Consider the following 15417-nt stretch of genomic DNA (forward strand, 5'->3'; position numbering starts at 1 on the left):
AGCCAGGATCAAACTCTCCAATAAAGAGTAAGATTAGCTCTTAAAGTTAAAACGTTGGCTAGTGTATTTTTCAACACTAATCATTTTTTTGTTGACGTATGATTTGTTTAGTTTTCAAAGAACAACTTTGCTCCGTTAGAAGCAACTATATTAGAATAACATTTCAATCACTCGAAGTCAACAACTTTTTAAAAGTTTTTTAAATTTGTTGTCTCGTCATCAGCGACTGTTTTTATATAATATCATCGTGAGCCTAGAGAGTCAACAAGATATCAGTGGTAATAATATCCAACATAGTAATTACGACTCTTCCTCGTTCCTTGAAATCCTTAAAGTCACTTGCTATTCCGACCTTAATTTAAATAAGGTTCATCTGTTTTTTGAAAAATAAGAAGTCTTATCCTTTACTGAGAAACCAGCAATAAGAAATAAGCGGAGATTTTTCGGTTAGACTACAGAATTGAGCTTGGTTTGGGGTATATAAGCGGAGTTTTTCCGATTAAGCAACGCAAAATCACTCAATTTCACGTTTTTTGAGTCAATAGTCGGAATCTCTCCGTCTATTTTAGCTATTTTCAGTGCAATTTCCTAAATAAGAGGAATTTCTCCGCCTATTTTATCACCTCGCTTTATTTGTTCGGTTATCCAAACAAAAACCATGTAATTCGGTCTGCTAATTACCGTTTTGCAACTTATCCCCTTATAATACTTACTAATCAAAAAGTGCCCCACAAATCGAAAAAACCAGCCTTCCGCAAAGGGAAGACTGGTCGTGTTTCTTCTATATATATTACTTAGTGATTGAAATGATGTTTTGATCCTTAAGTGTTACAGCACCTTGCTTGTTGATGGTTACTTTTTCACCTTCAGCCAGGTTTGTAAATACTACAGGAGTAATCGTTGATGTTGCATTCTTCTTAATAAACTCAAGATCTACCTTAAGTAATGGTTGACCTGCAACTACTGTATCATTTTCGCCAACTAATGCTTCAAAACCTTCTCCTTTTAGGTTGACTGTGTCAATACCAAAATGGATTAGGATTTCGCGTCCGCTATCAGACACAATTCCGATTGCATGCTTAGTTGGGAATAGGTTAACGATTTTACCGTTTACAGGTGATACAACTGTACCTTCTGTTGGCTCAATCGCGAATCCGTCACCCATCATTTTACCGGAGAATACAGCATCAGGAACTTCTGTAATTGGCTTTAGGTTACCTGTTAATGGAGATACAAACACATCATCACCAGAAGCCGGTGCACTTACTGCATTTGTTGTTTCAGTTGTTTTTGCTGCTGGAGTTGGTCTTTTTCCAGCCATAATGTCTTTCATTTGACCCTTGATTGTTTCAGAACGAGGACCAAAGATTGCTTGAATGTTGTTACCAACTTCAAGTACTCCTGCCGCTCCTAGCTTTTTCAATCTATCTTTATCAACAGATCCGATATCATTTACAGATACACGAAGACGTGTGATACATGCATCAAGGTGAGAGATATTCTCTTTTCCACCCATAGCTTCTAAAATATCGTATGGAAGGTCGCTAGTTTGTCCAGCAGCTCCTTCTGTTCCCTCTTCTTCCACTTCACGACCTGGAGTTTTTAAGTTAAACTTACGGATCGCAAAACGGAAACCGAAGTAGTAAATTACCGCAAACACAAGACCAACTGGGATAACTAACCAAGCATTGGTTTGTGGGTTGATTAGACCAAATAGAATATAGTCAATTAAACCACCAGAGAATGTCATACCGATTTTCACATCTAAAAGATGCATAACCATGAACGATAGACCAGCAAATACTGCATGGATAGCAAATAGAATTGGTGCAACGAATAAGAATGAGAATTCAATCGGCTCCGTAATACCTGTTAAGAAAGCTGTTAAACCAGCAGAAGCCATAAGTCCACCAACAACCACTTTTCTTTCAGGACGAGCTTCGTGATAAATCGCTAATGCTGCTGCAGGTAAACCGAACATCATGAACGGGAATTTACCAGTCATGAACGTACCTGCTGTTAAGTTTTGAACATTATCACTGATTTCTGCCATGAAGATACGTTGGTCTCCACGAACCACATCTCCAGCAAGTGTTGTATATTGACCAAACTCATACCAGAATGGTGAGTAGAAGATATGGTGTAATCCGAATGGAATTAATGAACGCTCAATAATGATAAGCGCTGATAGTGTTAAGTTTGCATGAACCATGTTTTGCGAGAATGCATTTAGACCATTTTGAATTGGTGGCCATACAATTAACATCACAAGACCTAGAATAACTGCAGTAGCAGCTGTAATGATTGGCACGAAACGCTTACCAGCGAAGAATCCTAAATAAGATGGCAATTCAATTTCGTAGTATTTATTGTAAAGACCTGCTGCGATAATACCGACGATGATACCACCGAACACCCCAGTTTGTAGAGTTGGAACTCCTAGAATACTTGAGTAATTTAATCCGTTTACATCTTCAGCCGTTAAGCCTAAAGCTGTACCCATTGTTACATTCATAATTAAGTATCCGATGATGGCAGCTAATCCAGCTACTCCATCTCCACCTGCTAAACCTACAGCAACCCCAACCGCAAAGAGTACTGGAAGGTTTCCGAATACGATATCCCCCGCACTTTGCATAATTGAAGCAACCATCGCTACTCCATTGTTATCTAAAAATGGAGCTAACTCCAGTAATGCAGGGTTTTTAAGCGCTGCTCCTAATGCAAGTAAAATACCTGCTGCAGGAAGTAAAGCAACTGGTAACATCAATGCTTTACCAACTTTTTGTAAAACACCAAACACCTTTTTAAACATGGTAGAACCTCCTAAATAATTTGTTTCGCTCATTGTCGTTTCCCAATTTGCAAAAGAAAACAAAAAAGGCATGAGGGAAAAAGGAATCAAAATAGAGCTTACAAGGTTATATTACCCGTAAATCTCCATTTCAATTATCTTCTTCACTCATGCCTGATCGAATCAGTAACACGTATAAAAGATAAGTTCGATTTATTTAACTTTCTTTTGAAGCCTTTGCAAATGCATCGTTAGATACACCGCTTCTGCATCAAATACCGTTTTCTTTAATGCTTGTTGCATCACTTTAATGAGCTTCCATGAGAGATTGTAACACACCGGATACTCCTCTTTCAAGAGGTTTGCGATTTTTTCTGGTTCTTCTACTTTTTCTCCGTTATGAACACGCTCAATCGTGAATCGTATATGTCGTACAAGCCTCATATAATCAATACTTTCCTTGTCGATCACTATTTCAAGTTGTTCTTCAATCATATCAATCAAACGAGTAACTAACTGGGAGTGCTGATTCACTTCAGATAGATTTCGATTCATCACGGCACTATGAATATGCAAAGAAATAAATCCGACTTCCCCTTCAGGAAGCTCCACTCCTGTATTCTCGTTGATTAAATTCACTACTTCTTTCGCAATTTCATACTCAAAAGGATAGAGTGCTTTCGTCTCTATTAAAAAAGGATTTCTCATTTCCATCCCTTTCGAAAGTCGACTGACGGCAAACATTAAATGGTCAGTTAACGCTACATGGATATGCTCATTTAGCTCTGCATTCGCTCTTTTCTTTATTAGCTCAATTGCAGAAATGAACACTTCATGAAGATTGCTTTCAACAAATGGAAGGAGTTTTATATAATTTTCTTGTTCCTTTTCATTTCTTAATACAAAAAGCTTTTCCGCTGACGCCTCGTCGATGACATCTCCCGTTTTACGGTTAAATCCGATGCCCTTACCGATCACAACAACCTCTCCATAGTCCGAGTGGTCAGCTATCACTACATTATTATTTAAATTTTTGCTAATGATAAGTCCAGACATCATAATTCCCCGCTTTATTCTGAGAGCTTCGACATAATAAGTTTAATGTTATATAAGGGACAAAAGCTTGTCAATCAGAATACGCAAACGCATTCATGTTTTTCAAAAAACCGTCATAATAAAAGGGGTTGACTACAAGTAGCCAACCCCTAAATCCTATTCGGTTAAGAACATAAAGTATAATACGAAGATTACAAAGAATACGTACATCACTGGGTGAATTTCTTTCGTACGCCCTTTTACCATCATCGTAATTGGGTAGAAGATGAACCCAGCTGCAATTCCTGTTGCAATGCTATACGTTAGTGGCATAGCAATGATGGTTAGGAACGATGGTACAGCAATCTCAAAACGATTCCATTCAATTTTCCCTAAAGAAGATACCATGAGTACCCCTACAATGATTAGTGCCGGCGCTGTTACAGGTGATGTAACAACCGATAATACAGGGAAGAAGAATAACGATAATAGGAAGAAGCCTGCTGTTACAATTGCTGCAAAACCTGATCTTGCTCCTGAAGCCACCCCTGCAGATGATTCAATATAAGAAGTGGTTGTTGATGTTCCAAAAATAGAACCTACTAATGATGCAATTGAATCTGCAAATAAAGCTCTTCCTGCATTAGGTAGTTTATTTTCTTTCATTAATCCCGCTTGATTCGCAACTGCTACAAGTGTTCCTGCGTTATCAAAAAAGTCAACGAATAGGAAAGTTAACACAATGCCAAGCATCGTAGCTGTGTAAAAAGATGGGTCACCAAATGCTGAGAACAGAGAACCGAAAGTTGGTTCAAGGCTCGGTACTGCACCAACCACCTTTTCTGGTGCATCAATTAAGTTAAAGATCATACCCACGATAACCATAATAATCATTCCGAAGAATACGGCTCCGTTAATACCTCTTGTCATCATAATTACTGTAATAAGAAGACCAAAAATAGCAAGTAGCGTATTACCAGCCGTTAAATCTCCAAGTCCAACTAGTGTTGCATCATTATTTACGATAATGCCTGCATTTTTCAATCCAATAAAAGTAATGAACAGTCCGATACCAGCTCCTACTGCGTGCTTTAATTCTACCGGAATGGCATTAATGATTTTTTCACGTAACCCTGAAATTGTTAATAATAAGAAGAAAACACTTGAAATAAATACTGCTGCCAAGGCATGTTGCCATGGTGCTCCGTGAGTTAATACGACTGAGTAAGCAAAGAATGCATTCAGACCCATACCAGGTGCTAGTGCAATCGGGAACTTACCTATCAGCCCCATAATGATGGACCCTACTGCTGCTGCTAAAGCTGTAGCTACAAAAACCGCTCCATAATCCATGCGCATCGCATCAGGAAGATCGGGTACATCTGCTAGTGTCAACGTAAGTGGGTTGACTACTAAAATATATGCCATTGCTAGGAAGGTAGTTAATCCACCCATAAACTCGCGACGATAGTTCGTTCCAAGCTCTTCAAATCGAAAGTATTTTTTCATTTCTTTCTTTTCCTCCATTTTTAGAAAAATAAAAACGCTCCAACAACAAGGAGCGCCTGACAACAAAGATTCGCGAAATAGAGGCCAAGAAAGAGCCCATTATATCACTCACCTCGTAGTCAAGCTATTTACGGTAGCTCGGTAGAAACTTCTGGGCCATATCCCCAAGATTATACGACGAAAAACGACATTTATTAGTACTTTTTCATCATACCAAGGTCTCGTATTTTCGTCAATATAAAAAACGAACATTTTTTCAAATGTCCGTCTTATTGTTCGTATTTTGTTAGATTTTATTCCCACTCAATTGTTGCTGGTGGCTTACTTGTGATATCATATACGACTCGGTTAACATGGCTAACTTCGTTAACAATTCGAGTAGAAATGACTTCTAGTACTTCCCACGGAATTCTTGCCCAGTCAGAAGTCATTCCATCAATAGAAGTAACCGCACGAATTCCAATCGTATAATCATACGTACGAGCATCTCCCATTACACCCACTGAACGGATGTCAGGTAGGACGGTGAAGTATTGCCAAATATCACGATCAAGTCCAGCCTTCTTAATTTCCGCACGTAGAATCGCATCCGATTCACGAACGATTTCAAGCTTATCTTCAGAAATTTCTCCGAGCACACGAATGCCAAGTCCTGGTCCTGGGAAAGGTTGACGCCAAACGATTTCATCAGAAATTCCAAGCTCCGTACCAAGCGCACGTACTTCATCCTTGAACAGGGTGCTAAGTGGCTCAATTAATGTGAATTGCATGTCTTCAGGAAGACCACCCACATTGTGATGTGACTTAATGGTTTGAGCTGTAGCTGTCCCACTTTCAATAATATCAGTATATAGTGTACCCTGTGCTAGGAAATCAATTCCCTCAAGTTTTGCCGCTTCATCATCAAACACATAAATGAACTCATTACCGATGATTTTACGCTTTTGTTCTGGGTCACTTACTCCAGCCAACTTCCCTAAGAAGCGCTCCTTTGCATCTACCTTAATCACATTCATGTTAAAGCCTTCTGCAAAAGTCTTCATAACACTGTCGGCTTCCCCTTTACGCAGTAAACCATGGTCTACGAAGATACATGTTAATTGATCACCGATTGCTTTATGAATAAGTACGGCAACAACTGATGAATCCACACCACCACTTAATGCACAAAGAACCTTTTTGTCACCAACTAGCTGACGGATTTTTTCCATTTCAACCTCGATAAAGTTTTCCATCGACCAGTTTCCAGCACATTCGCACACACCAAAGACGAAATTCTTTAACAGTTCATTTCCGTAAACAGAATGACGAACCTCAGGATGGAATTGTACCCCGAATAACTTACGATCCGCATCACTCATAGAAGAAATCGGACAAGAAGGACTAACTGCATCTACCGTAAAGCCCTCGGGAGCTTCTACGACTAAATCTCCATGGCTCATCCAAACAATTTGTTCCTGTGGAAGGTCAGCAAATAATTTTGATTGGTTCTCAATTTGAATAGCTGCTTTTCCATACTCACGGTGCTTAGCTGGTTCCACTTTCCCATTAAAATGAGTGGTCATCAGCTGCATGCCGTAACAAATTCCTAGGATTGGCAATCCAAGTTCAAAAATTTCCTCATCGCAACGGAATGAACCTTCATCATATACGCTGTTTGGACCACCAGATAAAATAATACCCTTAGGATTCATTTGACGGATTTCATCTGCAGTAATCGTATGCGGGTGCAGTTCACTATACACACCAAATTCACGAATTCTTCTAGTAATCAACTGATTGTACTGACTTCCAAAGTCCAATACAACGATCATTTCCTGGTCTACTAAACCTACCTTTTCAGACATCCAATTCACCTCATTGTTATTTTTCCCAATAAAAAAGCTAGAATTCTACTCCAAAAAAAATTTTTGAAGGCAGAATTCTAGCTGATATCTCTAACAACCATAGAAAGCTCCGCCTTCATAGTCAAATCATTTACGGCGATTTGGTAGAGACTCTCGAACCATATTTTCGAGGATATATGAAGAGATACATTTTTATAATATTAGAGATTATTGTAACAACATGTCGTTTTATCGGTCAAGCGATTGTCTTTTTAATTAAATTTTCCCACAATTCACGCGTTCGATCCCAACTACCTTCTTCAAGCTTACCTTTGTACACATATTTCTCGTATAGAGAAGTAAGTGTCCCCATATCTTTTGAGGAAAAGAAGTAATCAACATACTCAGCATAGTCTCGGAGTGTTTGATGTTCCTCTCTCTTAATCCCATATCGATCGAGCTGCTTTAATAAGGTCAAATAGGCTTTTGAGAAGTCATCATCTTTCTTTTTGAACCTAAAAATGAGAACCAGTACATACGGAAGCCATTTTAACCGTAGTTTATAGACAATATAGGCAACCATCCCCATCACACCCAGAATGATTAGTCCCTTTTTCCAATGTTCAATAAAACCTGCCTCTATTTTGGTCCATACATCCTTCCAAGAAAATGAGCTTTCGGTGGAAACTGTTTCTTCAGGTGTTTCTGGTTTTTCTACCTCTGGCTGTTCCTCCGTTTCTGGAGTCTCTACTTCTGTAGAGTTCTCAGTAGTTGAATCGAAATTTAATTGAACATTACTTGAAAAACCTTGTGTAGGCTCAAATGGTACCCAACCTACCCCTGGAAAATATACCTCAACCCATGAATGCGCATTGTTATTTGTAATCGTATAGCCTCGTTTCCCCGACTCCGTTGGCCCTTGATATTCCCCTTCTGTATATCCCTTTACCCAGCGAGAAGGAATACCTACTGAGCGTAATAATACAACCATCGAGGTAGAGTAATTATCACAATACCCTCTTAGCGTTTCAAATAAAAACTGATCCACGTAATCTTCATCTGTTCCTGGTACTGCGACGTCAATCTGATCATACGTAAATCCGTTCATCCCAAAGTATCTTTCTACCGCTCTTGCTTTATCAAACCATGTTTCTTGCTCACCTGTTATTTCAAGCGCCAAGTCCTTCACTCGTTGCGGCACTGTTTCAGGAAGCTGCGTGTATTGATAGATAAACTCTTGACTTAACCCGGCTTCCTCTATGCTTTGGGTCGCTTTCATTGCGGTTACACTATATCTAGGAATGTCGTACGATACAGAATATTTCTCTAAAGGCGCTGTTCGATCAGCCTCTAATGTATAGACCTTCTCCAGCCCTTCATTGACACGGAAAGAGTAGCTTACATTCTCGGTACTAACGGATTTCAGCCCTAACGGATAAATGATATGCGGATAACTTCGAACAGAGGAAACATTTGCTGTTAGCTCCTTTACCTCTAATTCCTCTTGATTAAAGGAACTAATGGGAAACACATCATTTTGATTAAACGGAATTGGATCATCCGAGCTCGATACCTCCCAGCCCTTTCCCGTATAAATATCCTTTGTTTCTACTCTCCAATAATGCCTTTGGTCCACTTCGGTCTCATAAACCACCGTATCGTCTCCAATAAAGGGACCTCCTAGATGCGTATCATCAGTTCCGTAACCTACCCTTTGTCCGCCCGCTCCTCCTCCACTATCTTCTGAATAAGAAGTCAGGTACGGAACAGGATCCGGCCAAATTGGTTCCGCTTTTGGTCCACCAAACCCTAGTGCGACACTGGCCCCTATCATTAAAAGCAGAGGTAGCCCCCACTTACCTTTTGACGATAGCCCCTTCACAATGGATTCTCTCTCGACTAAACGCTGAAACGTTAACATACCCATCACAGCAAAACCAACGACAACCGTTCGAACAATCGCACCGTCTGCTTCGTACGGAGTAAACGTATCTAATACGGTAATGTAAACAAGCGTCATAAAAAAGAAGATAAATATTTGTCTTCGAATAATTAACCAATAGTGGATCAAATATGCCATGAGCCACAGCAAAATAAAGAAAAGAAGGCTTCTAAATACAAAGGTTAGCGAATTCCATTCCGTTTGGAACGAATAGCTTATGTTGAGGATCAAATCATCCCAAAACGGCGAAAGCCATGATAATTGAAAAAAAGACCCTTCAAAATAATAGTGATGAATAAAATAAAGGATATAGACCGTCTTCAGTATTGCACCTATGAAAACCTGAACCTTCGAAAATGAAAGCACGAGGCATAATAACAGAAACCCTAGAAAAATATAAATATTTCCTGTATTGGTTAGTGCGTCAACTGGCCGTAACCACTCCCATAACAATAAAAATCCAAGCAAGTAAAGAAAGAGAGTGGCGGTCGTTTCTTGTTTCTTTTTCCCTTCTGTCATTACCTGCTCACCTCCGAAAACACATCCGAAAAATGCCCTTTATGAACAAGAACCACTCGAACTCCTCTAGCATTTGCCGAACCTTTCAAAGAAATTTCTAACGGATTTAAGGACTCTCCTTGATTTTTCACCAAATAGAGGGTCACTGCCCCTTTTTTCATAGAGAAAAAGCTTGCTTTTTCTATTAGCGGCTTCGTTAATTGAGAAGTCACTAGCATAAAGGAAGCTGTTTGATTTCCAAGAAAGCTTTCTCCTCCTAGCACTCGATCTAGCGGCACTTGACTCTCTGCTTTGATTTTAGCCAGATGATAAAAAAGGCTTTGCTGATGGTCCTCTCCACTACGAACAGGGAACAATTGCCGATCCTTACTCAATGTTAATAGGCCCACCTGTGCTCCTTTTCGAAGAATTCCCTTGACTAAAGAGGCAGTGAAGGAAACCACTGTCTCAAACTCCGCGGAAGGTGCACAGTCCATAAGTAGACAAATATCATGTGATTGACGCTGTTCAAATTCCTTTGTCATAAGATCATTTCGCTTTGCACTTGCCTTCCAATTAATCCATGAGAACTTATCTCCCGGCTGGTATTCTCTCAGACCTATCGCCATCGTCGTATCTCTCTGCACTCGTTCTTTGGATGCTGTCATCCCTTGGTCAAACTGATTCTCATGCGGACGATAGACAAGCTCCTCTATTTGAGGATACACAATGAACCGATCCGTTGTATGAAATTCTACTTGTCTCTCAATTAAACCTAAAGGATCTCCAAGCTTAAGGCGTATACTCTGAAAAATATGTTCCCCTCGAGGCATCTGTGGAATCTCGTATTCAAATGAAAACTGCTTTTTAAAGCCCGGGAATAAAAGCATTTTTGCGTTTGGATTTCCTCGAAGCTGCTCACTTAATAGATCCTCCGCCACAAGATAAAAGAGCGGAAAGGAATTGGTTCTCGTTAAATGAATTTTCACTTTTAATGTTTCGCCTGCACCGTATTCAAATTTCAAAAGCTCTCTACTAATCTGAAACTTCCGAGTCGAGTAAGCAGCCAAGAAAAGAGCGTACAAAGCAAAAGGAACAAAGCTATAAAATAAAAACCAGCTGACAAACCCACCTTGAAACATCGCATAAGAAAACGTTACAGCGATCAGAAACAGCAAAATGATGAGTTTCCAAATATGTTTTATCGATAGAAAAATTGGTCTCATTACTTCACAAGCCTTTTAACAGGAACAGGTACTCTTTCCACCACTCGTGACATAACATCCTCAGCTGTGATTCCTTCAAACTTTGCTTCAGACTTGAGGATAATCCGATGCGCGAGTACATATGGCGCTAAATACTGGACATCATCAGGTAACACATAATCGCGATTATGCATAAAGGCATACGCCTGTGCTGCCTTCATTAACCCGATCGACCCACGCGGACTCGCACCAAGATACACGCTACTATGCGTTCTTGTTCGATGAGAAATATCCACGATATAACGCTTGATCGTATCATCCACCACTACTTTTTGTATTTCTTCTTGAAGCTGTCTTAATTCCTCTAGGTCGATCACAGGCTGTAATTCCGAAATGGGTGATCTCCTTTCTGCTCGAGCAAGAACTTCCATTTCCTCTTCTAAATCTGGGTATCCCATTCTCATTTTCAAAAGAAATCGGTCAAGCTGAGCCTCAGGCAGTGGATACGTACCTTCGTACTCGATTGGATTTTGCGTGGCCATAACAAAAAATGGCCGTTCAAGCTTATGTGTTACACCATCAATGGTGACACTACTTTCTTCCATTCCCTCTAACAGAGCCGATTGGGTCTTTGGACTCGTTCGGTTAATCTCATCGGCAAGAATGATATTCCCCATAATAGGACCTGGTCGAAACTGAAATTCCAATTCTTTCGGATTATATATCGATACACCGGTCACATCGGATGGAAGAAGGTCCGGAGTAAACTGAATCCGACGAAATTCTGCGCTCACAGACTTCGCCAACGCACGGACCATCATCGTTTTCCCAACCCCTGGCACATCCTCTAGTAACACATGTCCCTCAGCTAGTAATGCTACTAAGCTTAACTCTGCAACATTTCTTTTCCCAATCATTACTTTTTCTATATTTTGAAGAATTCGGTTAATCACTGGATTCATCTGACTCACTTCTCTAACAACCTCCTGAAGTAGCTAAAAATTTCATATCTTTTACATATATTCGAGATATATTTGTCAATTTCCTGTAAAAAACGAATATTATTGATAGATTTGTCCCTATTAAATAGACGTTTATACTAAGACAGAAGTTCCAATCTTTCAACATCTGGAAAAAATTGATAAATCAGTAGAATAAAAGTTTGTCAAAAAAATATAACAATTTTATAAAGCAATTTTTTATGAAATCCTTTACAATATAGATGTATAGCACTTTGCTTATTTTTTTAACCTTTGGTGCAAACGTTTGCGCATTTAAAATATTTTGAGGTGATTACATGAAAAGATTATTTAGCATCGATCCATGGAAGATCGTTGAAACAACAGTAAACAAAGAAGACTTTCGACTAGCGGAAAGTATGATGAGCCTTGGAAATGGTCATATGGGAATGCGTGGTAACTTCGAGGAAACATATACAGGAAACTTTCACCGTGGCTCCTACATCGCAGGAGTTTGGTTTCCAGACAAAACAAGAGTGGGTTGGTGGAAAAACGGATATCCTCACTATTTTGGAAAGGTAATTAACTCCATCAACTATATTGGCATCCGAGTAGCGATCGACGGAGAAGAAATAGATTGTTTCCAAAACCAGGTCACAAGCTTTTATCGAGAGCTCGACATGCAACATGGTGTGTTAACCCGTCGCTTTACCATTAATCAAAATGGCAAGGAAACCGATGTAGAGGTTGTTCGTTTCTTATCTGTTAGCCATCCAGAGCTTGCGGTTATCAAGTATCAGGTGACCCCGAAAAATTATTCCGGGAATGTTACGTTCACTCCTTACTTGGATGGAGATGTGAGAAATGAAGACTCCAACTATGAGGAAGATTTCTGGTTGGAAGTGGAGCGAGGCGTGAGTCATCGCAACGGTCATTTAGTCATGAAAACAAAGGATAATCCGTTTGGCACTCCTACCTTCCATGTCGCAGCGAGTATGCGTCTTGTAGTGGATGGAGAAATTTTGTCTCATTCTACTTCTGAACGTGAAGAATATGTTGAAAATACGATTTCTGTTCAAGCTTTAGAGAATACACCTGTCTCATTGATCAAGTATGTTGCTGTTACAACAGATAGAGATTATGAAGTGGCACAGTTGGTCACCAAGGCAGAGGAAGTACTTACCCATTCGGATAAATTGGGCTATGATTCCCTTCTCCATGAACATAAAGAAGCTTGGCTTAAGCGTTGGAGCATTGCGGATGTTGAAATTAATGGAGATGACGAAGCGCAGCAAGGCATCCGGTTCAATTTGTTCCAGTTGTTCAGTACCTACTACGGAGAAGACGCACGTTTGAATATTGGACCAAAGGGATTTACGGGAGAAAAATATGGCGGTGCCACGTATTGGGATACCGAAGCATACGCTCTACCACTCTATTTATCTACCGCAAACCCAGAGGTTGCTCGCAATCTATTAGTTTATCGTCATAATCAACTGGGTGGTGCTTATCATAACGCACAGCAGCAAGGTCTAAAGGGTGCGCTCTATCCGATGGTAACATTCAACGGAATTGAGAGTCATAACGAATGGGAAATCACGTTTGAGGAAATTCATCGAAACGGTGCCATTGCCTACGCCATTTACAATTATGTCAATTACACAGGTGACAAAGACTATTGGAACGAGTATGGCATAGACGTACTGACAGGTATTTCTAGATTTTGGGCAGACCGTGTTCACTACCATAAAAAGAAAAATGTCTACATGATGCATGGTGTGACCGGTCCAAATGAGTACGAAAATAATGTCAACAATAACTGGTACACCAATACGATTGCTCGTTGGACGCTTCGCTATACGTTGGAAGTCATTGATGCACTAAAAGCGAGCGGCCATGAAAAGCGTTTGGCAGATCTTCAAATCACAGAGAATGAAATGGCTAAATGGCAGGATATTATCAATAAAATGTACCTTCCATACGATGAGGAACTGGATGTATTCATTCAACATGACACGTTCCTTGATAAAGACTTAAAAACCGTAGACGAGTTAGCACCAGAGGATCGCCCATTAAATCAAAAATGGTCATGGGATAAAATCCTAAGAAGCTGCTTTATTAAACAAGCAGACGTTCTTCAAGGGTTGTACTTCTTAAACCATGAGTACTCTTACGAAGAAAAGGAAAGAAACTTTAACTTCTATGAGCCAATGACCGTTCATGAATCGTCTCTTTCTCCATCTGTCCATGCCATTCTAGGAGCAGAACTTGGAAAAGAGGAAAAAGCTTACGAGATGTACCATCGTACCGCGCGCCTGGATTTAGATAACTACAACAATGACACAGAGGACGGTCTTCATATTACCAGTATGACAGGTGCTTGGCTTGCGATCGTTCAAGGCTTCGCAGGAATGAGAACCGCCCATGAAACTCTTTCATTTGCACCATTTGTACCTAAATCATGGAATTCCTACTCATTCAAAATCGTTTATCGTGACCATCTATTAAATATCCATGTGTCAAAAGATAGTGTGACGATTGCACAAGAAGGACCAAAATTATCCATGAAGCTTTATGACGAGGAACTGGTGTTACCAGAAAACGGAACAACGACCGTTGCTCTTAAAAAATAAAATCATGAGGGGCATTGGTTTCTTTGCCCCTTTTTTATAGGGAGAGATCTTATGAAAGTAGATGCGTTTATTTTTGACCTTGACGGAGTTATCACCGACACCGCCGAGTATCACTTTTTAGCTTGGCAAGCCCTTGCTGGTGATATAGGGGTTACCTTTACTCGTGAAGATAACGAGCTGTTAAAAGGCATCTCACGAATGGAATCACTGGAGAAAATCCTCGAGATTGGCGGACGTTTAGATGATTTTTCATCGGAAGAGAAAGAAGTGCTTGCTTCAAAGAAGAACGACCATTATTTATCGCTCATTACTAAAATCACCCCTTCTGATATCCTGCCTGGAATTAAGGAATTACTGAATGCAATTAAAGCGAACGGGCTAAAGCTGGGGCTTGCTTCAGCGAGTAAAAATGCTTTTACCGTGATGACCTCACTTGGACTGAAAAATGAATTTGACATCATCGTTGACGCGAGCACGATTACAAACGGAAAGCCAGACCCTGAAGTGTTTTTAACAGCAGCAAAACTACTAGGAGTTAGCCCTGAAAACTGTATTGGTGTCGAGGATGCCGTTGCAGGTGTGGAAGCTATTAAAGCGGCAGGCATGTTTGCGGTTGCTATTGGACCTAAGGAGTCCTTCCCTTTGGCAGATGTGGTCTATAGTCAGACAGGAGAGCTTGATTTTGAGAAGATTAAGGGGCTTTTTGAAAAAGAATACGGTCTTATTGAGTAGGAAACTGAGCGTTTTTTAATAGAGCGGCTTAAAATTTGCTAGTTTTGCTCTGATCATCCTCGGATATTTGCGATTTCTGAGATTTATTTGCGATTCTAGAATTATTTTTGCGATTCTCAAAATTTATTTGCGATTCTAGATTTATTTTTGCGATTCTCAAAATTTATTTGCGAACCTAGATTTATTTTTGCGATTCTCAAAATTTATTTGCGATCCGCTAGACTTACTTGCTATTCCTCTCCATATCAAAGGCAGGTTGCCACGTAGCAACCTGCCTTCTTAAT

9 protein-coding genes and 2 riboswitches are annotated in these 15417 nt (G+C 39.9%); of the genes, 2 read left to right on the forward strand and 7 right to left on the reverse strand.

The window, feature by feature from the left end:
- Positions 1 to 790: 790 nt before the first annotated feature.
- The 7 genes from ptsG to ACVBAX_RS20860 all read right to left on the reverse strand — a co-directional run bounded on the left by ptsG (position 791) and on the right by ACVBAX_RS20860 (position 11771).
- Positions 791 to 2815 carry a glucose-specific PTS transporter subunit IIBC gene (ptsG, locus tag ACVBAX_RS20830; protein WP_447118669.1) on the reverse strand — a complete coding sequence of 675 codons (2025 nt, stop codon included), beginning with the start codon at positions 2813 to 2815 and terminating at the stop codon, positions 791 to 793.
- A 192-nt stretch (positions 2816 to 3007) separates the two neighbouring features.
- Positions 3008 to 3850, reverse strand: coding sequence for a glucose PTS transporter transcription antiterminator GlcT (gene glcT / locus ACVBAX_RS20835; RefSeq protein ID WP_447118752.1), 843 nt, complete (start codon positions 3848 to 3850; stop codon positions 3008 to 3010).
- 156 nt (positions 3851 to 4006) lie between these two features.
- Positions 4007 to 5338 carry an NCS2 family permease gene (locus ACVBAX_RS20840; RefSeq protein WP_447118670.1) on the reverse strand — a complete coding sequence of 444 codons (1332 nt, stop codon included), beginning with the start codon at positions 5336 to 5338 and terminating at the stop codon, positions 4007 to 4009.
- A gap of 96 nt (positions 5339 to 5434) precedes the next feature.
- Positions 5435 to 5536: riboswitch (purine riboswitch) on the reverse strand.
- Positions 5537 to 5631: 95 nt separating this feature from the next.
- Positions 5632 to 7185, reverse strand: a complete 1554-nt coding sequence (guaA, locus tag ACVBAX_RS20845; protein WP_447118671.1) for a glutamine-hydrolyzing GMP synthase — start codon at positions 7183 to 7185, stop codon at positions 5632 to 5634.
- Between the two features lie 98 nt (positions 7186 to 7283).
- Positions 7284 to 7385, reverse strand: a riboswitch (purine riboswitch).
- A 35-nt stretch (positions 7386 to 7420) separates the two neighbouring features.
- A complete protein-coding gene (locus tag ACVBAX_RS20850; protein ID WP_447118672.1) occupies positions 7421 to 9625 on the reverse strand; it encodes a DUF4129 domain-containing transglutaminase family protein in 2205 nt (734 codons plus the stop codon).
- Positions 9625 to 10830 carry a DUF58 domain-containing protein gene (locus ACVBAX_RS20855; RefSeq protein ID WP_447118673.1) on the reverse strand — a complete coding sequence of 402 codons (1206 nt, stop codon included), beginning with the start codon at positions 10828 to 10830 and terminating at the stop codon, positions 9625 to 9627. Before ACVBAX_RS20855 ends, ACVBAX_RS20850 begins: the two co-directional genes overlap by 1 nt.
- Positions 10830 to 11771 (reverse strand): AAA family ATPase, encoded by a 942-nt coding sequence (locus tag ACVBAX_RS20860; protein WP_447118753.1) that lies wholly within the window; start codon positions 11769 to 11771, stop codon positions 10830 to 10832. The genes ACVBAX_RS20855 and ACVBAX_RS20860 overlap by 1 nt, the downstream gene beginning before the upstream one ends.
- Positions 11772 to 12106: 335 nt before the next feature.
- On the opposite strand from ACVBAX_RS20860, the gene ACVBAX_RS20865 reads away from it, so the two are divergent.
- Together ACVBAX_RS20865 and pgmB are read left to right on the forward strand one after the other, a co-directional pair.
- Entirely contained in the window at positions 12107 to 14401 is a 2295-nt protein-coding gene (locus ACVBAX_RS20865; RefSeq protein ID WP_447118674.1) for a glycoside hydrolase family 65 protein, read from the forward strand.
- Positions 14402 to 14452: 51 nt separating this feature from the next.
- Entirely contained in the window at positions 14453 to 15133 is a 681-nt protein-coding gene (gene pgmB / locus ACVBAX_RS20870; RefSeq protein ID WP_447118675.1) for a beta-phosphoglucomutase, read from the forward strand.
- The last annotated feature ends 284 nt before the right edge of the window (positions 15134 to 15417 follow it).

This window comes from Robertmurraya sp. GLU-23 (assembly GCF_052983275.1).